The following is a 19525-nucleotide window of genomic DNA, read 5'->3' on the forward strand; positions in this document are numbered from 1 at the left end:
AACATGAGCCCTCAACTATCCATCTACTGGCAAGGGCCGGAACAAGTCAGCTGGCTCTGGCAGGGTGAGGACCAGCAATACGACGGCCGCTGGGACGAACTGGTGGACCAGAAGCAGGAACGCAACCTGGATCAGGTCTTCGTGCGTGTCTATTTGCCGCACGATTGGTTCACCTCCCTGACGGTCAAGGTTCCGGGGGGCGCCCGGCGTGTTCCGGAGCAGGTGTTGCGATTCGCCGCCGAGGAACAATTGGCGCAGGACATCGACAGTCTGCACATCGTCCCGCTGTCGAAACCGGAAAAAGGCGAGATGCCGGTTCTGGTGATCGAACGGGAACGGTTGAGCCAGGTGTCTTCCACACTGGCCGAAACCGGCATGCAGATCGTCCAGGCCTTCGATGCCGGCTGGTTCCAACTGGACAAACCGGTCACCAACGATGTCCACATCGACGTCGATCAGGAACGGATCCTGGTGCGTTCCGGCTGGATTCTGCATCAGATCCACCCGAACGGTTTCAGCCAATGGTTCGAGCTGTGGAAATCCACGGAAGGCCTGGGCGAGGAACCGGTCTCCATCCGCATGACCAGCCGCGACTCCACCGACCAGGGCCGGCAACTGCGCACCGAACTGGAAGCCGGCGGCGACACCCTGGACTGGGTCGTCACCCCGGCCACGGGCCTGGCCGACTGGGATGAGCAGTGTCGCGACAGCCACGCGGCCGGCAATCTGATGATCGGTGCTTTTTCCCAGCGTAAATCCAGCAATCATACGGCACTCTGGGTTCCGATTACCGTGGCCGCCGCCTTTGCGCTGGTCATCTGGTCCGGCGTGACCATTACCGAGGCCATGCGCAATCAACAGCTGGCCAGTGAGACCTGGGACGCCAGCGAAGACGTGTTCCGCCAGGTGTTCGGTTCCGACAAGCGCATCCAGCGACCGCTGATGGTCCGCGAGATGGATAACCGCATCGTTTCCTTGAATTCGAACGAGGGCGACCAGGGGCACTCCGTACTGCAATCACTGGACGCACTCAGTCAGATCGATCCGGCCTTGCTGGTCGAGGATTTCCGGTTCCAACAGAACCGGGGCGAGATGCTGTTCACCCTGAAACAGTCGACCGAAACCGAAGGCGATGCTTTTGCCCGGTTCGAACGGGTCAAGTCACAACTGGAATCCGAGGGGTACAGCGTGGAGTATTCAGCCAGCCAGGACCGGGACGCCGTCCGTGGTAAGTATCGGGCCGTTCTGGAGGGAGCAACCTGATGTTTGATTTAACCAGCCTTTTTCAACCACTGATCGATCGCGTGAACGGCCTGCCGCAACGCGACCGTCGCGCCTTGATTGTTCTGGTGATCAGCACGGCTCTTTTGCTGGTCTGGTTCGCCCTGATCCAGCCCGTCCGCCAGTGGCAGGCCAGCGCCAACAGCGAACTCGAAGCCGCTCGGGACACCTACCAGGAACTGGTCGCGAAGGCCCCCGAGGCCATGGCGGGTGGCGCTCAAAATGGCGGTGGCGACACGGCATCGCTGAATACCGAATTGCGCCGTCAGGCGAACCGCTTTGGTCTGTCCATTCAGAGCTTCGAACCCGACGGTGACCTGCTCCGCGTACGTATCGATGAAGCCCAATACGGGCCCGTCGTGCAGTGGCTGGCGGCTCTCGAGAGTGCCGGTGTGTCGACCGACCAGGTCACGCTCGAGGCGCGCAGCGAACCGGGCTTGATCTCGGTCAGGGCCAGCTTTCAGCGCTGATTCCATTTCGATCGGATTAGTGGCAGCATTACCGAAAGCTGCCACTGTCCCTCATCGGGGGTAGGGCGGGGCAATAATAACGATGAAACCGAACAGACGGAGCCCGCATGGCCAAGATTGATTTGAACGACGTGGACGTGGTCCGCCTGGACGAACGCTGCTATCGCCAGGCCCGTTCCCTGCTGTACCACTCCTACCGCCATGAACCGACCTTCCAGTACCTGCTGGACGCGCATCGTCCGGGGTACAAGCAACGCATCCGCGCGACCATCCGCGAACTGATCCGCCTGCATTTCGAGCGCGGCGAGACGGTGCTGGGCGTTGTGAATCGGCACGATCAACGGGTTTTGGGCGTCGCCTTCGTCAGCGATGTCGGGCTGAAGATGGACATCTCCCGTCAGTTCCGCTGGCGCCTGAAGATGACCCTGACCGCGGGCTTCGAGGGCACCCGCCGTTTCATTCAGTACTACAACGATGTACAGAACAGCCTGCCCAACAAGCACCACCGTGTGGTCAGCCTGATCGGCATCCACCCGGAGTTCCAGAAGCAGGGCCTGGGACGCAAGTTGATGGAGGCCGTACACGCCATCAGCGACAGCGATTCCGAGTCCATCGGCCTCTTCCTCGATACCGGCAACAACCGCTACCTCGATTTCTACCAATCGCTGGACTACCAGCGGTTCACGGAAATCCCCGTCGGCGATCTGAAGGAATATGTCCTGTTCCGCCCGAACCCCAACTACATCGAAGAAAAAGCCGCCTGACTTGGTTACTTGAGAGCGCCTGGGATTCTACAGTGCCACCGCCTTGGTGGCCGGGTTGGCTTGGGCGCCCATAGTCCGTGCCGACTCCCTGGGGTGGCCCCCACGGGGTCGCTGTGAATACATCCCTGTAAGCTAGACGGCAGCATCCATGCTGCCCACTTCCCCGTGGAGGCCACCCCAGGCAATCGTCACTCGTTACGGTGCCTCTTCCAAAACAAACCAAAACGAAAGAAAGCCATGAATATCACTTCCCAGGAAAACCGAGGGGACAGTTAAGAGTTAAATAGAGCCTCAGAAGGCTAGCACCGGGAGACGGGGTATGCTCTGGAAGGGACATCTGAGGCATGGATGCCGAAGCTAAGCGCCCATGGAAGGGTTCACAGCGGTCCCTGGAAGAGCATACCCCGTCTCCCGGTGCGGGTTATTGGTATCCAAACCAGCCCGGCACCAGGACATTGGCACACTAGCCAACCCGGGCACCAAGGCGGTGGCACCGTAGAATCCCGAAGCCACCAAAGGCTACCGGGGTTTAATCGGTTGGGAACGTCCTTATTAATAAGGAACTTCTGATACACACCCCGGTCCAACCGGGGTTTTTAATGACAGGATACCGACTCATGACCGCTCAGTACGACTACGACCTCATTGTCATCGGCGCCGGCTCCGGCGGCGTGCGAGCCGCTCGCATGGCCGCCACCCAGGGGGCCAGAGTGGCCGTCATCGAATCCCGTTACCTCGGCGGCACCTGCGTCAATGTCGGCTGCGTGCCGAAAAAACTCTTTGTGTATGCCTCCGAATACCCCCAGGCGTTCAAGGATGCGGCTGGATTTGGCTACACGGTAGACGAAATGCCGGCTTTTGACTGGCCGACGCTGCGTGACAACAAAACCGCCGAGATCGAGCGGCTGAACGGTATATACGATGGCCTGCTGACCCGGGCCGGTGTCGAGATCATCAACGGTCATGGCCGGTTCAAGGACGACCACACCGTCGTCGTGAACGATGAGCGGGAACTGACCGGTGCCAACATCCTGGTCGCTACCGGCAGTTGGCCGGCCAAACCGGATATTCCCGGTGCCGAACACACCATTACCTCCAATGAGGTGTTCTATCTGGACCGTTTTCCGGAAGACGTCATGGTTGTCGGCGGTGGCTACATCGCGGTGGAATTCGCCGGCATCTTCAATGGTCTCGGTGCCCGCACCCACCTCGTTTACCGAGGCGAGCCGGTCTTGCGGGGGTTCGATGAGGAAGTGCGTCAATTCGTGTCCGAGCAGATCGCGGAATCCGGCGTGCAGTTACTGTACAACTGCACCATCGAATCCATTGAACAGTTGGAGAACGGGCGTTATGCGGCCACCTTCAGTGACGGGCAGGTCCGCGAGACCGATCTGATCGTCTGTGCGACCGGCCGTAAGGCCCTCGTTGACGGTCTGGATCTCGACAAGGCGGGCGTGATGCTGGCCGAGGAGGGGCATGTACCCGTCAATGAACATTACCAGACGAATCAGCCCCATATCTTCGCCCTCGGCGATGTTATCGGTCGGGTTCAGTTGACGCCCGTCGCTCTGGCTGAAGGAATGTACGTGGCGGATTACCTGTTCTCTAAGGACAAACAGCCGAAAACGGTGGATTACAACACCATCCCGACGGCTGTGTTTTCCCAACCCAACATCGGCACTGTAGGGCTGACCGAAGAAAAAGCCGCCGATCAGTTCGATCGGGTCGAGGTCTACTCCGCGAACTTCAAGGCCATGCGCAACACCTTGTCCGGCAATACCGAGCGAACGCTGATGAAGTTGCTGGTGAACGCCGATACGCGCGAAGTGCTGGGCATTCATATGGCCGGGGAAGATGCCGGTGAGATCATCCAGGGTCTGGCGGTGGCCATGGTGGCCGGTGCGACCAAGGACGACTTCGACCGGACCATTGGCATTCACCCGACGGCGGCGGAGGAGTTTGTAACCATGCGGACGCCCAGCCGCACCGTAGGCCGTAAGGTTTCGTAAAGACGGGTAGGGTGGGCACGGCAGATAACGCCTTCGGCTCTTCTGCCCTACGGGATTTGCTCTGGCTCAGGCCGGGCTGATCTTCTTCTTCCGGGCCGAGGCGTGTCGGGCCTGGCGTTCCACGTCGATGTACCGGTCGGTGATGGCGCTCGAGCCATGGCCGGCATCGTCCCGCACATGTTCGCGCGGTCGGAATTTCACATCCTCCGAAATGCCGGTGTGGCGCAGCCAGTGCACGGTGGCGGCCTGCAGCGCATCGGCTTCCTCCGGCTCGCCCTGGGCGCGCAATCGGTCCACGGCCATATCGAAGCATTCCTGGACGATAAACCGGATCTGACGCGTGCTGGTGATGCCGCCCTTACCACGAACCTTGGGGACCAGCGGCGCGTTCTCACCCGGCAGGGGTAAGGGTGTCATACCGAGAAAGGTCCGGAAGCGGCGCAAGGCGATCAGCATCTCATCCGATACCGAGACATCCCGTTCCTTGTTGCCCTTGCCGACCGTGGTAAACCACCAGTTGCCGTGCGCATCCTGCCGGAAATCGCCCATGTTCGGCTGCCAGCGGTCGCTTTCGGCCAGTTCCGAGATCCGCAGGTACATCCCGAACAGGCAACTGACGATGAACATCGCCCGCTCGTAGCGTTCCGGGTTTTCCGGAACCGCCTGGTCGATAGCGTTGAGCACCTCGTGCCACTGCGCCTCGGACAGCCGCCGGATGCTCTGGGCACCCTGACGCTTGCGCAGGAATTTCCCCTTCTGCCGGATCTGGGCCACCGGGTTCAGTTCGACGTGCTCTTCCTGGATCAGGTAGTTGAAAAAGGTGCTCAGCACCGAAAAGATCGCCTGGAGCGCGCTTTGGCTCAGGGTGTAGCGACCGGCATCGGCGGCCTGGCCCAGTTTGTGGTCCCGTTTGGAGACCTTCACCACGAACGGTCGCCATTCGCGGTTCGCCACCCGTTCGCCGCCCGAGTCCAGAAACCGGGCCACGCTCTTGCCGCCGATCCAGTGCTTCGGCGGCGATTGGCAGAATTCGACAAACGCCTCGATGTGTTGTCGGCGAACCTCGGCCAGCCCCAGCCCCTGGATGAACCAGCACCATTGTGTGAATCGCTCGATTTCCCGTCGATAGGATCCGAAGGTGTCGGGGCTGCCCCGGTAGCTGTAGAGGAATTCGCTGCACAGCTGCAGGTCGGACTGCAGCGTGGACGCCGACACCCGGGCCGCTTTCCGCATGGCCTCGGACGGCCGGGCGGGGTGGCGAAACGGGTTTTCGATATGGCTCAGGTTGTCAAAAATAGGAACCGGATGCGGAACTGCCGGGCTCAAGACCGTTCTCCTGCTGAACCATCGTCAATCGATGGTTTCGTTGATACGTCGGGTGGACGGGTTGTTCATCCACTCATCCAGGGAGAGTACCACCAAAGGACCGCCGGTGAAGGCACCCCGGTCCAGAAAGACCGCATTACCCAGGGCGGTGACCCGGGGAATGATGGTATGGCCGTGGAAGACCCAGTCAACGCCTTCAATCGCGGCCGGTTCGGCCCGGTACAGGCGGCTGCGACCCCAGAGCCAGTCCTGGGTATCCGTCTCGGTCTCCCGACGTCGATCATCCCAATGCGGCAGCCGGTACTGAGCGTGGCACAGGCCCACTGTGCCGAGCGGGTGTTCGATGGTCAGCGTCATGGGCAGGGCGTCGATCTGCCGTGCCCAGTCTGAGAGCTCGTGTTCGGGCCGTTCGAGTGCCCAGTTGCCGCCGTTCATCAACCAGCGGCTCCACGCCTGGGCTTCGTCCGTGGTGACGGCATCGACCAGCATTTGTTCGTGATTGCCCCGAACCGCCCAGAACCAGGGCTCGTTCAGCAGGTCCAGACAGCCGGGGCTGTCCGGGCCGCGGTCGATCAGGTCACCCACGGACAGCAAACGGTCCTGGCTCGGGTCGAAATGGCGTTCTTCCAGAGCCTGGTCCAGTCGATGCCGGTGACCGTGCAAATCCGCGACCAAGAAGTCGCGGCCCAGGGTATTGGCCGGTAGTGTCGGATGGCGCTGGTCTGGATTGATCATGTCTCATTATGTGCGGTTGCCCGGTGGGAAGACAAGGCGATGCGCCGTACCGATATCGCAAATCGGGATCGCATCGACAAGATGACCTTGGGCACTGTGAGCGCGCTCGGGTTACGGCTAAACTCGGGTCACAGTTTTATAATCGTGACCGGCTGCGATCGAGGACCACAGGCTTGTATCGAAATTCCCTGGCACAAACGCTGGAAGGCGCCATTGGTTATTTGGCGTGGGCCATCGTCTGTTATCTGACTCTGAGCAACGAACCGGCGGATACCATCGGCGGCCAACTGCGGCTGATGGGCATTGTCGCCGGCCTGTTGCTGTACATCGTCGGGTTCTACTTCACCACGCGCGACGCCCAATACGAGCGGATGGACATGCGCATCCGCCAATTGGCCTTCACCGCCCAGTTTCTGGCGGTGTTCGGCATCCGCCTGGCGACCGAATCCGGCGTGATCGCCATCCTGAGCGTGGCCCTGGCGGCCCAACTGCCGTTTCTGTTCTCCCGCCTGACCTCGCTGGCAGGCGTTACCGTACTGGTCGCCATCGATCTGGTGTTCAATGCGCTGATCTGGAGCACCGAAGACGCCATCATCTGGTCAGCCCTAGGGGCCGCCTTCCACTTTTTCGCCCTGTTGATGAGCCAGCGGGTCATCCAGGAGCAGGACGCCCGCGACCAGATCACCTCGCTTAACCGCGAATTGCTGGCCACCCAGGCCCTGCTGGAGGAGTCCGCCAAGCAAAACGAGCGGATACGCATCGCCCGGGACCTGCACGACGGCCTCGGGCACCATCTCACCGCGCTGATTCTCAAACTGCAGTACCTGACTCACACGACCCAGGACGAGACACACACCCGGGTCGAGGAAGCGCATCAACTGGCCCGCCTGCTGCTCACCGATGTCCGAAACACCGTGCACGAAATGCGCGGCGACTCCAGCATCCGCCTCAAGGACGCGCTCGAAGCCCTGATTTCCCAGGTGCCGCGCCTGAAAATCAACCTTGAACTGGACGAACACATCAGCGTCGGCGATGTGGAAGTCGCCGAGGCACTTTTCCGCTGCATCCAGGAGGCGATCACCAATACGTTGAAACACGGCAACGCCAGCCAGATGACCATCGCCCTGCATCACGGCCCGAACGACATTCGACTGAACATCCAGGATAACGGCGGTTGCCGATTCGACTGGCGCGAGGGCGCCGGGCTGCGCGGTATGCGCGAACGCATCGAGGCACTCAAGGGACAACTGGACATCGCAACACAGGCCGGTTTTCAACTGAACATCAAAATTCCCGTCATGGAGGCACTATGAGCGACACCGTCAACGTCATGCTGGTCGACGACCAGACCCTGGTCCGCGAAGGCATCAAATCCCTGTTGCAACTGGCCGGCCACGTCCGGATCGTCGGCGAAGCCAGCGACGGACTGGAAGCGTTGGAAGAATTGCCGCGCTGCCAACCCGATGTGGTGCTGATGGATATCCGCATGCCACGCATGGACGGCATCGCGGCCATGACGCAGATGAAAGAGCAGGGCATCCAGACCCCGGTGATCATCCTGACCACCTTCGACGACCACGAACTGGTTCTGAACGGCATTCGCGCCGGCGCCCGGGGATTCCTGCTCAAGGACGTATCGCTGGAAAGCCTGGTGGAGGCGATCGAGACGGTCAAAAACGGCGAAACCCTGATCCAGCCCGCCGTCACCGAACGGGTACTGAAGGGCTTCACCGAATTGCAGGGCGACAGCAAGGTCGAGAAGGACCCGGTGCAGGAGCCGCTGACCCAGCGCGAAATCGAAATCCTGCGTCTGATGGCCGGTGGCTACAGCAACAAGGAAATCTCCCGGGCTATTTTCAAGTCCGAAGGCACCATAAAGAACCACGTGTCGAACATCCTCGCCAAGCTCAATGTTCGCGATCGGACCCGCGCTGTCCTGAAGGCCCTGGAACTGGGCTTGATCTAGACCGTTTCGGCGTGGATACTGGCTTAAATCAATCTACCGTGTAGACAATATGCCACGCCCACGTTTCGTTATCGGGCCCGATGACTGGTTCGACACCCTGGACTGGCTCGATCACCAACTCAGCCAACCCACCTGGTTGCTGGATGAGCAGCACCCGATCCACCGGCTTGGGCTCGCCACCTTCCAGGACCGGGTTCGCCAGTGCCGTTACGCCAGTCAACCGACTCACCCGGACTGCCAAGCGCTGCAAAGCCTGCTGACGGACAGCCTCACCCGGCCGGATTGGGACCGCCTGCGCAAAACGCTGTCCGCACGTCGCCGCCGGAGAAGGGAGCGCCGGCTGGACCAGTCACCCGTCAACCTCACTTTGACGCCGGCCGCTCATCATTGGCTGAAGAATCTCGCCGAAGCGGGCGGTTTCGCCACATTGAGCCAGGCCCTGGAAGAATCGTTGCCCCAACTGGTGGCCGAACACGAAGCGTCCAACCAGCAAACGCGGCAACAACGGATCGAGGAACAGCTCGCCGGTTGGCCCCGTTCCTGGCTGTTGGCGGTGATCGAGCGCTATCTGGACCGGGCTTCGCGTGAACGCAGCCTGGCCACCGCCTGTCGAATCGCCTACCAGTGGTTTCAACGTGAGCCTGACCGCCATAAAGAGTCGCTTCTGAAAGAACGCTTCATCGAAGACCTGGTCTGGAACGAGACGCACCTGAAAAGGCCCGCTGTCGACTTTCTGGAGGGGGGCCCCTGAACGCAAACGTTTCCGTACAAAGTTCATAAACCTTTAACACCGTAAGGTTGCTGATCCCTCCGATCGTCTATACTGTCGCCTATCCACAACCTGGGTCATGAAGACTCAGGCCATCCCGACCCCCGGTTCCGTCGGTAACGACAGGGGCGGTTCCGAGGCGGCCCGGCAACATCGGGCAGGCGCCCCCCAGCAGTAAAAAGGACGTCTGTTCCACTCTGTACCCGTACAGGAGAGGACCATGACAGCAACCGACACCGAACAAAACTACAACCCTGAGAAGGGCTACGTCGCGTTATTGGGCTGGAGCCTGAACGCGATCGAGGCGGCCGACTCATTCGACCGACGCTACGTCGTCGTCGCCCCGGAATGGGCGGAAGAATACTGCCTCAAGCACAAGATTCCCTACATCCCCTGGAACTTCGAGCGACTGAACGAACGCTCGCTGGAAATCGCGAATACTTTGAAAGATATGGGTGTGGATGTCTCCATCCCGCTGTATGAAGAAACCGTCGAATGGGCCGGTGCCATCAACTCGGTCCTGCTCGACAACCCTCGGCTGCTTGGCCAGTCCATGCTGCTGCGTGACAAATCGCTGATGAAGCGCCGCGCCCAGTTGGGGGGCATCCGTGTCGGCATTTTCGAGGAAGCGCACGACCGAGAAGACGTGGTTCGCTTTCTCAAGCGCGTCAACCAGACCTTGCTCAAACTCGACGGCGACCCCAATGACCCGATTCACCTCAAGGCCTTCGACAAGGCCGGTTGCCTGGGGCATCGGTTGATCCGCACGCCGGACGATGTCGACTCCATTCCGGACGAAGAGTTTCCGTCGTTGATGGAATCCCACCTGGACGGCTGGGAATTCGCCGTTGAAGCCTGGATTCATAACGGCAAGATCCGCTTCCTGAACATTTCGGAATACGTCACCCTGGGGTATTCCGTGTTCGTACCGGCCACGCCGGATCTTGAGAAGTATCGCCCGCAGATCACCCGGGAAATCGAAAAGCTGATCAAGACCTTCGATATCGACTTCGGGTTCGTACACCCGGAATACTTCGTGACCAGCGACGGCGAGATGTACTTCGGCGAAGTGGCTTACCGTCCGCCCGGTTTCAAAGTCTTCGAATTGCTTGAACGGGCCTATGGGTTCAACGCCTATCAGGGGCTGATCCTGACATTCGACCCGAAAACCACCGAAGAGGAAATCACCGCCTTCTTCCCGAAAGAAGTCGTCGATGCCAAGGGTTTCGCGGGGTGTTTCGGCGTCTATCCACGCCGACGTGTGGTCAGCCAACTGGAGATTCCGGCGGAAACGGAAGATCACCCGTATTACGAATCCAACGACCTGGCAGCGCCGCGGGAACAGACCGTCACCAAACGTACCGCTTTTGGTACGCACTGGGGCCTGTTATATTTCTTCGGCGAGGATCCCTATGTGATGCGGGATCTGCTCAAACACCAGGAAGAGCTGGATTTCTACGTCTAGGCCCGGAGTTCCATTGACTGATCCCAACAACAGCACGACCGATCCGACCCAGGCGTCCAGGCTGGAAGGATTATTAGCCAAACTCGATAACGCCATCGAGGCCCTGAACAGGGCTCGGGATTTTGCCAAGATTCAGCATCTGAATCCGGTGCTGGACCTCACCCGGCGCGTTTTGCTGACAGAGGGAGGGTTCGACGCGATTGAAAGTCGCGCCGAACGCCTGGAACGGGCCGGTGTCTTCAACGATACCGATTGGGCCTACCCCCAGATCCTGATCCCCTCGCTGGCCAGTGCATCGCTGCGCAGCGGCGAGAGCAGTTGGGTCATTCTCGAAGCGATCAGCGAGTTGCGGATGCTGGCTGTGGCGCAATCGCGTTATTGGCACCCGCATCTGTCATCGGAACAGGCGCATCATTTCCTGAGCCAGGTTATGGCGCTGAACCTCGAGCTGCTGTTCGGCGCCCCGAGCGAAGCCGAGCGGGAAATACAGGGGCGTTTGGCCGACATATCACGCGGGTTGTTCCAGCATTTTGTCAACCGGATCGGCTTCGAGCACATCATCGACGAGTTGATCGAAGAGATCTGGCGTATCCTGAACCAGCGTCCCATTCAGGTCGACTCCGTCGTCCAGATGATCACTCACGTCGCCATATGTCGTCAGAACCCGGAGATCAATTTCGGCCCGAGCGGGCAGGGCGCCGAACGGCTGGTCAGCAGCCTCTACATGCCGACCCGCGGCTGCCAGGAAGACCCTGGGCTCAGTGTTTACGAAGACCGTTTGCGCTCGATGGACAATCAGACGCTCCACAACGAGGCCGTCGGCTTCGCCCGTGCCATGCACGACACAGGGCTGGTGTCTCCGTACCATTCGGCGCTGCTGCGGTTTCTGGAACCGGAACAATTGTCCCTGTTGTCCGAAGCCCTGGGCCTGTCGGCTACCGGCCGCGATTGTCTTCTGTGCTATTCGGACCTTGTCCAGGAACTGATCAATAAAGCCATCAAGCCGGCCACAGCGCAGGCGATGTACGGTTTATCCCAGATGCTGGAGCGGGGCATTCTCTATCATCCGGCCATGGCACCGGCGCTGTGGCGTCAACTGGCTTTACCGCTCAGTGACAACGCGCGTCAGCGCCTGATTCTGGCGTACGGTGACCAGACCCCGCCGGAAGATCGGCTCCTGGCCGGAGTTCTGATGCTGCTCGGTCAACCGTTCGGCATCGGGCAGGGCAATAACCCCACCTGCCAGTCGGCCCGGGCGTTGTCGATGTGGTCCAACAACGACCCCGATTATCTTTTGCAGATTGTCGCCTGGGCCGCCCGGGATGACGAGATCATCATGCATTTCGAGGGAAAACCGGTGTCATCGACTCAGCGCGAGATCGGCGTCGCCAGCACCCTGATGATGGACCTCGACCCGGTCTCGCTGCTGGTCGTGCCGCACCTGGACCGGATCTACGCGGAAATGATCGAACTATGCGCCGATCGCGAAGGAGACCCGCATCGCTGGGTCAACCCGGAATTCCACGGTTGGTGGACCGGGCGCAGCTTTTTCATCAATGTCGATGTGGAGACCGGTCATATCATCGAGCCGGAATCCTTCTACCGCCATTTCTACGCCTATTACCACCCGTACTACAACGGCAATCAACCCCTGGTACATCCTCAGCCGGCCGGCATTGCCGTAACCGACAGCGCGGGACGCTTCATCGGTTGGCACGCCATCACCATCTTGCGGGTCGCACTGGACCCCGCCGGCGTCATGCGGGTCTATTTCTTCAACCCGAACAATGACAGCGGACAGGATTGGGGACTGGGAGTGGTGGTGAGTACGGCCGGTCTGGGCGAACGTTACGGCGAAGCCTCGTTGCCCTTCGAGCAGTTCGCTTCACGGCTGTACATCTATCATTTCGACCCGCTTGAAAAAGGAAAACCGGAATCCATACCAGCCGACTCGATCCATTCGGTCATCGAATTGCTCGAAAACAGTTGGGGAGCCGAACGAATACCCGCGTAATGCGATTCGTGCTAGTTTTGCCGGTTCCGAATTCTTCGACACTCATGGAGTTCCGGTGTTAATCCATAAGATTCGACTGGTACTGGCATCGCTGTTCCTGCAGGCGCGGATGTCGACCGTGGTGATCGCCGCGGTCCTTTATGCCGCCTCCAGTTACCTGATTCTGTACTTGACCGGCGAACAGAGCCTGCTGGAACCAACAGCCTTCTTTTACTGGTTGGTGGTCACGGCCTCGACCGTCGGTTACGGCGATCTGTCCCCTACGAACGATGCCGCCAAACTGGCCGTCAGCCTGTGGGTGATTCCCGTGGGGCTCAGCCTGTTCGCGCTGGTGCTGACCCGAATGGGGATCTTCATTTCCGAACTCTTTCAGAAAGGCAAAAAGGGGCTGCGCATGCTCGACCTCAAGGATCACATCGTCATCATCGGTTGGAACCAGGCCCGTACGCACCGACTGATCGAGCTGATGAAGGCCAAGACGAACGCCATCCAGGCGAAGATCGTACTCTGTGTCGATACGGACATCGAAAACCCCATGCCGGGCGAAATCGACTTTGTTCGCGTCGACGCCTATTCACATGAGGAATCCATGGCACGGGCCTCGTTGAATACAGCCTCGCGCATCGTGATCGACACGCCCCAGGACGACGTCACCCTGACCACGGCACTGTTCTGCCAGAAGGCCAGCCCCGACAGCCACAAAACCGCCTATTTCGAAGACGAAAGCATCGGGCGTTTGCTCAAGGAGCACTGCCCGAACGTCGAATGCATCCCGTCGATCGGCACTGAACTTCTGGCCAAGGCCTCGCTCGACCCGGGCTCCTCTCAGTTGCACCGCCAATTGTTGGACAGTACCGAAGGCATGACGCAATACAGCGTCCTGTACAACGGCAACCAGGATCTGGCGTACGGCGACCTGTTCGACCATTTCAAGCACAACCTGACCGCCACCATCATCGGGCTGCGCAAGGGTGGCAGCGAACACATCCTGATCAACCCGGACATGGAAGAAAGAGTCCGAGCCGGCGACATTCTGTATTACATCAATGAAAAACGGGTGAATGAGCGAGAGTGCTTTGACATACCCGCTGGAAAATGACGCCCATGTTGACTCGATTGGCGGTCTCCACGCATTACCGTGAGTGTGATGAATGAGAAAGCTGCTCTACCGGATACTGGCGGGCTGGTTCGGATACACCGGGACAAATCCGAACCCGGAGTCCTCCGTTCCACTGAATACCGGCCGGGATGCGGACCTGCACCGGAAGCTTCAATCCCGCATGAGGTTATACACTTTTCTGGCGGATCATGAACAAGCGGTTATTCGAGACTTTGTGCGTCAGTTCTATGAGGGGAAACATGTTTACGCGCATCCGGACATAACCGATGTGGAGGATGCGTTGCTGGTCATCGCCGCGAATGCGGCTTTAGTGGGCGCCGCCCAGAAAACCCATTGTTTTTCGTCGGTGAAGTGGCTGTACCTGTGCGCGGACGATCTGGACGTCGATGGCGATGCCTACGAGTCCTCCACCGTCAGGCTGGATTCGGACTTATGCGTCGAAGAATCGAGACACCCCAGGCCGGGTGAGAACCTGGTTGTCCATGAGTTCTCACACATTCTGGATGCCCAATTCGGCCTGTCCAGCAGTACACCGGGGCTGAGAGAGGGCTTCGAGCGGTACGTGGACGATATTCAACAGGGGCGATGGGTCCCGATCGCCGACTGTTTCACCGATACGGCCGCTATTGAACCGCTCTTCGACAGCCCGGACGCCGCCTTCCACACCGATGTCGAATTCTTCGCGACCGCCTCGGAAGCCTTTTTCACCAATGCCCGCGAACTCAGGCAATACAACCCGGAGCTGTATGCGGACCTGTCCTCCATTTACGGACTGGACCTGGCGGACCTGGACTGGCAAGCCATCTGGAATGCGTGACGCTCTCAACGGTGCCAACCCGTAACGGGGCATGACACCGTCGTTCACCTACCTCATTGTTTGATCGGCAATGCCGTGAAGTTCAGGAAAATGCCCTGCGCGGGCATGTGCAGGTCGAGCTTGATCGTACCGCTGCCCACGCTGACATTCACCGGAACCGGTTCGGTGTTTTTCAACTGAACCTGCATGCGCCCGTCATCGAGGAAGTTGACCGGTCCTTGCAAGGTGAACCCGGCCTCGTAACTGTGCAGGTTGTGTGACAGGCCCAGCGGCGGTGACAGATAGGGCGCGTCCAGATAAATCGTTACATCCACCTGGAAGTAGGGCCCGTTTTCAGTCTCGTAGATCCAACCGGTCAGCGGTTGCAGCTCGCCATCCGGTCCCCGGTCGTAACGGACCCGCATGATCTGCGGACCGGACGCGTTGTGGACCGGGAGCCCCAACATCTGCGCGTAGACGTCCAGGTTGGAGGTGATGATGATGTTCGGAAACACCCGCACCTTCACCGCTTCCTTCCCGGTTCCGGGGAAAGAGTCGATGCCCATCACTTCCGAATTCAACCCGGCGGTCAGCCAGACATGTTGGCGTTCGGGGCAGTCCATCGGCTCTCCGCCCTCGAAACCGCAACCGGTGTTGGCGTTGGAAGCCAACCCGCCGGCGCCAACGGCGTTGATACGAGTCGAGTTTTCCTCAAGTACGACTTGGCCCTCGTCATCGTGCTCCGGCAAGGCTTCGCAGTTGGCGGCCATACAACCGTTCTGGTCGTCATCGACGCCGCGCCCGTCGTGTATAAAGTTGGCGTTGACGTCCAATGTCGGCAGGTTGCGGAAGGTCTGCAGGACACCATCGGCCGGTGCGCCACCCCGGAAATAAACCGTCAGGTCCGGTCCGCCGCCAGTGGCGATGGGGGCCTCGTCCGGTGATTGCGCCAGCATCCGGGTTTGCAGCGGGTAACCGATCGAGCCATCCGGTCGCAGCGAACAGAGCGCGTCACTGCCATCGCACTGCGCCTCGCTGGAAAACGGGTCGCCATTGGAGCCGAGCGTATAGCGGTACAGCACGCCCGATTCCCAGGCTTGCTCGGGGTGAAAGCGCAGTATCCGCGCGCCGGTTTCCAGGCGACCGGCTACCGTGTTCCAGGTGCCCTGGCCGTCGGTCCGACTGTTGCGCGCCACCGTGAAACTGCCGTCCAGTTCGACGCTGTTCGGGTCCATGGTTTGGGAGAATTGAACCACGATCGGCCGATCCGCCGGCAATTCGGTGACGGGCAGATGATCGTCGCTCGCCTGTCCGCCCTGGCAGCGACCGTGGTCATTGTTGGCCAGATCGCGGTCGACCGTGACGCAGCCATAGCCGGGGTAGACGGTGGTAACAACCGGCGCCCGGTCGGCGCCGCCGATGTGGTGCGGCAAAGTGAAATCCAGGCTGTAGTCGTCGGCCAGCGGATTGCCCGCCAGATCGGTGATTCGATGGTTCAAGTGCAGTTGATAGTGATTGCCGTGGGCCAGCGGAACGCGGGGCTGGACGACCAGGGTCCCGCCGTCGAGACGCCAATCGAACGCGACACTGACGCCATCGCGAACCAGATCGATGGCACCGTCGCGGGCCAGACTGTCCCGGTCCACCGGTTCGCTCAGGTTGACGACTATCGGGTCGCCGGGGCGCATATCGCCCGCATCGGTCTGCCCCGGCATCCAGGACTGCAGCTCTGGCGCCTCGGTGTCCCGAACGGGGGAGGGCGCCTCGGTCTGGTCCCGATAGGACGTCATGTGGAAAGGCACGATGCCGTACCCCTGATCGATACCCAGCACACGGGGCGCCACGATCCCCAAAGCATCCAATTCCATGACGCCGTCGCGCACGATGGCGCTGCCGACCAGTTCCAGGTGCAGCAGATCCTGGCTCAGACCGCCGTTGGCCTGGGCCGAGTCGGCCGTCATGGCCACGTCCATGAACATACGGACGCGTTTCGGGGCCGAAGGATGATCGGAATAGCCGTTGGGCATCAGGTAACCGACCGCGTCGGTGACAAACAGCACCTCCAGCGGCCCGGAGCTGTAACCGGCCGGTGTGACCCCGCCGATCATCACATCGACCGACGAGCCGGTCAGGCGTGTACCCCGAGGCACCCGGAACGGCGTGACTTCGGGAAAGCGGGGCGGGTAGGCCAATTCCACATGAAGATCGCCGCTTTGCTGCGAGCTGGACGCGTCACCCAGCAACCGGGCGACCATCGGCACGCAATTGATCGGCTGACCGAACAGCGGTGACAGCTGGTCGCCCTCAAGATCCGGGCCGCAGGCGTCGTCCGTGCTGGCATTCGACGCCTGCGCCTGCTGCACGAGCGTCTCCCGAGGCGTCGTTGTCTGGGGTTCCAGTGTAAACTCCGCGAATTCGCCCGGGTTCAGCGACCGGCCCGACACACTGCGCAACCCGGAGCCGACCGAGAGCGTGTATTGGGAACCGGCATTGAGGTCTTCCCGAGGGTCGAGCGTGAGGTAACGCCCCTTTTGCACGATATGGGCTTTCACGAGTCGGCCGTCACTGTCCTTTAAAGTGAGGTTCTCGCCATAGACCAGAGAATCACGGTCCAGAGGCTGAGTAAACTGAAGACGCAGCGTGGAGAAATCCAGCATGGGCAACGACTCGCCATCCGGTATCAATCGGCTGACCCGGAACTCCGATTCCGTCCGGGTCGCTTCCTCTGCGCCCCGGGTACGGGTGCCCGTTGTGAAACGGATGCCGTTCCGGGGCAACCGCAGTGCGCCTTTTTCGGTGTCCATCGGCGCGAGCTGGATGCGATACGTCGTCGCCGGAGCCAACGGACTGTCCGGCTGAACAACGAGACCCTGGCCGCCGGCGATGGAACGCGTCGTGAACGCCACAGCCTCACCGTTCGCCGTCTCGAAGGTGACTGACTCATCCGGTTCGGCCGGCCAGGCCTGATGCGAAAACCGCAGGGCCACCGGTGCGTTGACCGGCACTTCCGTCTGACCGTCGTAAGGGTAGGAATCGATCAACGATGCCTTCTCCCAGGACGAGAAATCCGCGTTCGGAGGGGTGATGCCGGTGTCGCAGGCGCTCAGTAAAACGGAGAGCAGCAGTAGGGTGATGATGCGCATGGGTCCGCCTCCTGGCCTAAAATTGGAATGACAGCGAACCGGCCAGGACATGCACCTGCCCGCCGCCGGTTACGGTTTCGTAAGGGTTCTCCGGCGCGTCGCTGGCGGTCATCCGGAAGTCCCGCTCCGTCAATCGCTGGTACTGATAGCCCAGGTCCAGACGAAGCGGCTGCGCCAGAAAGTAGGGGGCCTGGAAGGTCGCGGACAGCCCAAGACCGGCGATCCAGCGTTCCGTATCCAGATAGTTCACGTCCAGCGAGCGAGTGTTCGACAGGGGCGACGCCCGGTAGGCAAGCCCCGAGATCAGGCTGAAACGATCGCCGAAGTCGTACCGCGCACCGAGTCGGGGAACCACGATGTCGTTGAACGCCCAATCCGCCTGGTCCTTAACGGTGTCGTCCTCGAACTCATCCTCCAATTGCTGCCAGAACTGTTGTTCCAGCGTCAGGTCCAGCCGCAACGCATCCCGGCGCCAACCGAACCCGGCGGCGAGTGTCGGCGGTTGGTAACCGTCGATGGTGTTGATCGCAAGCGTCAAACCGGGCTCCGGAATAGTGCCGGGAATGGTGGTATTGGCGACCACATCGGTCTGGAAGGCGGACGATTGCCGGAAACTGAGCGCGGACTCAAAGCCGTCCATCAGGCAGCCGCCGTCGGGGCAGAGGGTATCCCCCCAATCCACCAAGAGCCCGACGATGCCCTTGATTTGCGGTTCCGCCTCAACCTTGAGGGATTCCCGCTCGGTATTGCCGGCCATATCGGTGACCGCGACCAGGGTGGCCTTGTTGTGCAGCGTGACCCGGGTGCCGAGACCCAGATCGATGCCGCGCCACACCTGAGTTCCCGCACCGAGGCTGAGGAACAGGGACTCCCGTCCATAGTCGAAGTACTGGCCTTCACGACTGGTGTGCGACTCGAAGGAGAGCATTTTTCGGCCGTAGTCTTCGACGCCGGCGAGCACTCCCAACTGAACCGGATGACGGGATGTGGTCAGTTCCGACAGGTCGGTTTTTAGGCCGAACAGAACCGGCTGGGTCCGGTTGTGTTGCAGAATATCGCCATCCCGCTGTGGCGGATGGCTACCGCCCTGGCTGTCCGCTTCCAGCGAGTAATCGGCGTTGTACAAGCCTGTGGTGAGTTCGCCGCCACTGTCGGCCGCCAGGGACGCCGGGTTGTAGTAGGAGGCCGACGCCCCGCTGTTGAACAAAGACGCCGCCTGGGCCGACGCGATGTCCTCGGGCAGCAGGCCGTAGGTGGTCGCCAGATTGCCCATCGCGGCCGTGGCGGCCAGGGATTGGCCGGCCAGCAAAACGGTGAATAAGGCCCGGGGCGGTCGAGTCCTGAAAGTGTGCATCCTGTGTGCTCCATCGAATCGGGACCTCACCGGAAACGCTTCCAAGCAGACACCACGGATAGACACGCATACAACAGCAAGCCTGATCGTGGCCTCTGAGCGGTACTGCGGTTCTCCAATAGAGGTGTCATTTATTGTTGTTAACCGGGCCATTGGCGGCCCGTTTGGGTACGGACTAGCGGGTTTTAAACCGGAAAGACTCCTTTTCGAAAAGAAGTCTTTCCGGAACCTATGCCTTGGCATTCCGACTGTCAACCGCCCTTGTTTCCTAATGCGAACTGGCGCGGTTAGAATGAGGAAATGGAAAAAAGGA

Annotated in this window: 15 protein-coding genes; 11 read left to right on the plus strand and 4 right to left on the minus strand. The window is 60.4% G+C overall.

Going from position 1 to position 19525, the window contains the following annotated elements:
- Window positions 1-3 precede the first annotated feature (3 nt).
- The 4 genes from gspL (at window position 4) to gorA (ending at window position 4524) form a co-directional block, all read left to right on the plus strand.
- The gene (gene gspL / locus IE111_RS09535; protein WP_189608328.1) at window positions 4-1263 is read left to right on the plus strand and encodes a type II secretion system protein GspL; all 1260 of its coding nucleotides are present in this window, start codon (window positions 4-6) and stop codon (window positions 1261-1263) included.
- Window positions 1263-1751 (plus strand): type II secretion system protein M, encoded by a 489-nt coding sequence (locus IE111_RS09540; protein WP_189608329.1) that lies wholly within the window; start codon window positions 1263-1265, stop codon window positions 1749-1751. Before gspL ends, IE111_RS09540 begins: the two co-directional genes overlap by 1 nt.
- 107 nt (window positions 1752-1858) lie before the next feature.
- A complete protein-coding gene (locus IE111_RS09545) occupies window positions 1859-2515 on the plus strand; it encodes a GNAT family N-acetyltransferase (RefSeq protein ID WP_189608330.1) in 657 nt (218 codons plus the stop codon).
- 617 nt (window positions 2516-3132) lie between these two features.
- Window positions 3133-4524, plus strand: coding sequence for a glutathione-disulfide reductase (gorA, locus tag IE111_RS09550; RefSeq protein ID WP_189608331.1), 1392 nt, complete (start codon window positions 3133-3135; stop codon window positions 4522-4524).
- Window positions 4525-4590: 66 nt separating this feature from the next.
- Here the strand turns inward: gorA and IE111_RS09555 are convergent, their stop codons facing one another.
- On the minus strand, window positions 4591-5850 hold the full coding sequence (locus IE111_RS09555) for a tyrosine-type recombinase/integrase (protein WP_189608332.1): 1260 nt from the start codon (window positions 5848-5850) through the stop codon (window positions 4591-4593).
- A gap of 24 nt (window positions 5851-5874) precedes the next feature.
- Window positions 5875-6585 (minus strand): metallophosphoesterase, encoded by a 711-nt coding sequence (locus IE111_RS09560; RefSeq protein ID WP_189608333.1) that lies wholly within the window; start codon window positions 6583-6585, stop codon window positions 5875-5877.
- Window positions 6586-6758: 173 nt separating this feature from the next.
- On the opposite strand from IE111_RS09560, the gene IE111_RS09565 reads away from it, so the two are divergent.
- The 7 genes from IE111_RS09565 to IE111_RS09595 all read left to right on the plus strand — a co-directional run bounded on the left by IE111_RS09565 (window position 6759) and on the right by IE111_RS09595 (window position 14736).
- Window positions 6759-7898, plus strand: coding sequence for a sensor histidine kinase (locus tag IE111_RS09565; protein ID WP_189608334.1), 1140 nt, complete (start codon window positions 6759-6761; stop codon window positions 7896-7898).
- Complete coding sequence (locus IE111_RS09570) at window positions 7895-8551, plus strand: response regulator (RefSeq protein ID WP_189608335.1); 657 nt, start codon at window positions 7895-7897, stop codon at window positions 8549-8551. The genes IE111_RS09565 and IE111_RS09570 overlap by 4 nt, the downstream gene beginning before the upstream one ends.
- 49 nt (window positions 8552-8600) lie before the next feature.
- A complete protein-coding gene (locus IE111_RS09575) occupies window positions 8601-9302 on the plus strand; it encodes a hypothetical protein (RefSeq protein WP_189608336.1) in 702 nt (233 codons plus the stop codon).
- A 238-nt stretch (window positions 9303-9540) separates the two neighbouring features.
- On the plus strand, window positions 9541-10785 hold the full coding sequence (locus tag IE111_RS09580) for an ATP-grasp domain-containing protein (protein WP_189608337.1): 1245 nt from the start codon (window positions 9541-9543) through the stop codon (window positions 10783-10785).
- Between the two features lie 13 nt (window positions 10786-10798).
- Window positions 10799-12799, plus strand: coding sequence for a hypothetical protein (locus IE111_RS09585; protein WP_189608338.1), 2001 nt, complete (start codon window positions 10799-10801; stop codon window positions 12797-12799).
- A 55-nt stretch (window positions 12800-12854) separates the two neighbouring features.
- Window positions 12855-13898 carry a potassium channel family protein gene (locus IE111_RS09590; protein ID WP_229805306.1) on the plus strand — a complete coding sequence of 348 codons (1044 nt, stop codon included), beginning with the start codon at window positions 12855-12857 and terminating at the stop codon, window positions 13896-13898.
- A 52-nt stretch (window positions 13899-13950) separates the two neighbouring features.
- Window positions 13951-14736: a zinc-dependent peptidase gene (locus IE111_RS09595; RefSeq protein ID WP_189608339.1), complete on the plus strand. Its 786-nt coding sequence runs from the start codon at window positions 13951-13953 to the stop codon at window positions 14734-14736.
- Between the two features lie 53 nt (window positions 14737-14789).
- On the opposite strand, the gene IE111_RS09600 is transcribed toward IE111_RS09595, so the two are convergent.
- Window positions 14790-17858 carry an Ig-like domain-containing domain gene (locus IE111_RS09600; RefSeq protein ID WP_189608340.1) on the minus strand — a complete coding sequence of 1023 codons (3069 nt, stop codon included), beginning with the start codon at window positions 17856-17858 and terminating at the stop codon, window positions 14790-14792.
- 16 nt (window positions 17859-17874) lie between these two features.
- Window positions 17875-19212 (minus strand): OmpP1/FadL family transporter, encoded by a 1338-nt coding sequence (locus tag IE111_RS09605; RefSeq protein ID WP_189608341.1) that lies wholly within the window; start codon window positions 19210-19212, stop codon window positions 17875-17877.
- Window positions 19213-19525: the final 313 nt, after the last annotated feature.

It is taken from the genome of Saccharospirillum salsuginis, assembly GCF_014651855.1.
In the GTDB taxonomy this organism is placed as follows: Bacteria; Pseudomonadota; Gammaproteobacteria; order Pseudomonadales; family Natronospirillaceae; genus Saccharospirillum; species Saccharospirillum salsuginis.

Coding starts and splice junctions, on each gene's coding strand:
- gspL (WP_189608328.1), top strand. CDS start 4: ATGAGCCCTCAACTATCCATCTACTGGCAAGGGCCGGAACAAGTCAGC.
- IE111_RS09540 (WP_189608329.1), top strand. CDS start 1,263: ATGTTTGATTTAACCAGCCTTTTTCAACCACTGATCGATCGCGTGAAC.
- IE111_RS09545 (WP_189608330.1), top strand. CDS start 1,859: ATGGCCAAGATTGATTTGAACGACGTGGACGTGGTCCGCCTGGACGAA.
- gorA (WP_189608331.1), top strand. CDS start 3,133: ATGACCGCTCAGTACGACTACGACCTCATTGTCATCGGCGCCGGCTCC.
- IE111_RS09560 (WP_189608333.1), bottom strand. CDS start 6,585: ATGATCAATCCAGACCAGCGCCATCCGACACTACCGGCCAATACCCTG.
- IE111_RS09570 (WP_189608335.1), top strand. CDS start 7,895: ATGAGCGACACCGTCAACGTCATGCTGGTCGACGACCAGACCCTGGTC.
- IE111_RS09575 (WP_189608336.1), top strand. CDS start 8,601: ATGCCACGCCCACGTTTCGTTATCGGGCCCGATGACTGGTTCGACACC.
- IE111_RS09580 (WP_189608337.1), top strand. CDS start 9,541: ATGACAGCAACCGACACCGAACAAAACTACAACCCTGAGAAGGGCTAC.
- IE111_RS09595 (WP_189608339.1), top strand. CDS start 13,951: ATGAGAAAGCTGCTCTACCGGATACTGGCGGGCTGGTTCGGATACACC.
- IE111_RS09600 (WP_189608340.1), bottom strand. CDS start 17,858: ATGCGCATCATCACCCTACTGCTGCTCTCCGTTTTACTGAGCGCCTGC.
- IE111_RS09605 (WP_189608341.1), bottom strand. CDS start 19,212: ATGCACACTTTCAGGACTCGACCGCCCCGGGCCTTATTCACCGTTTTG.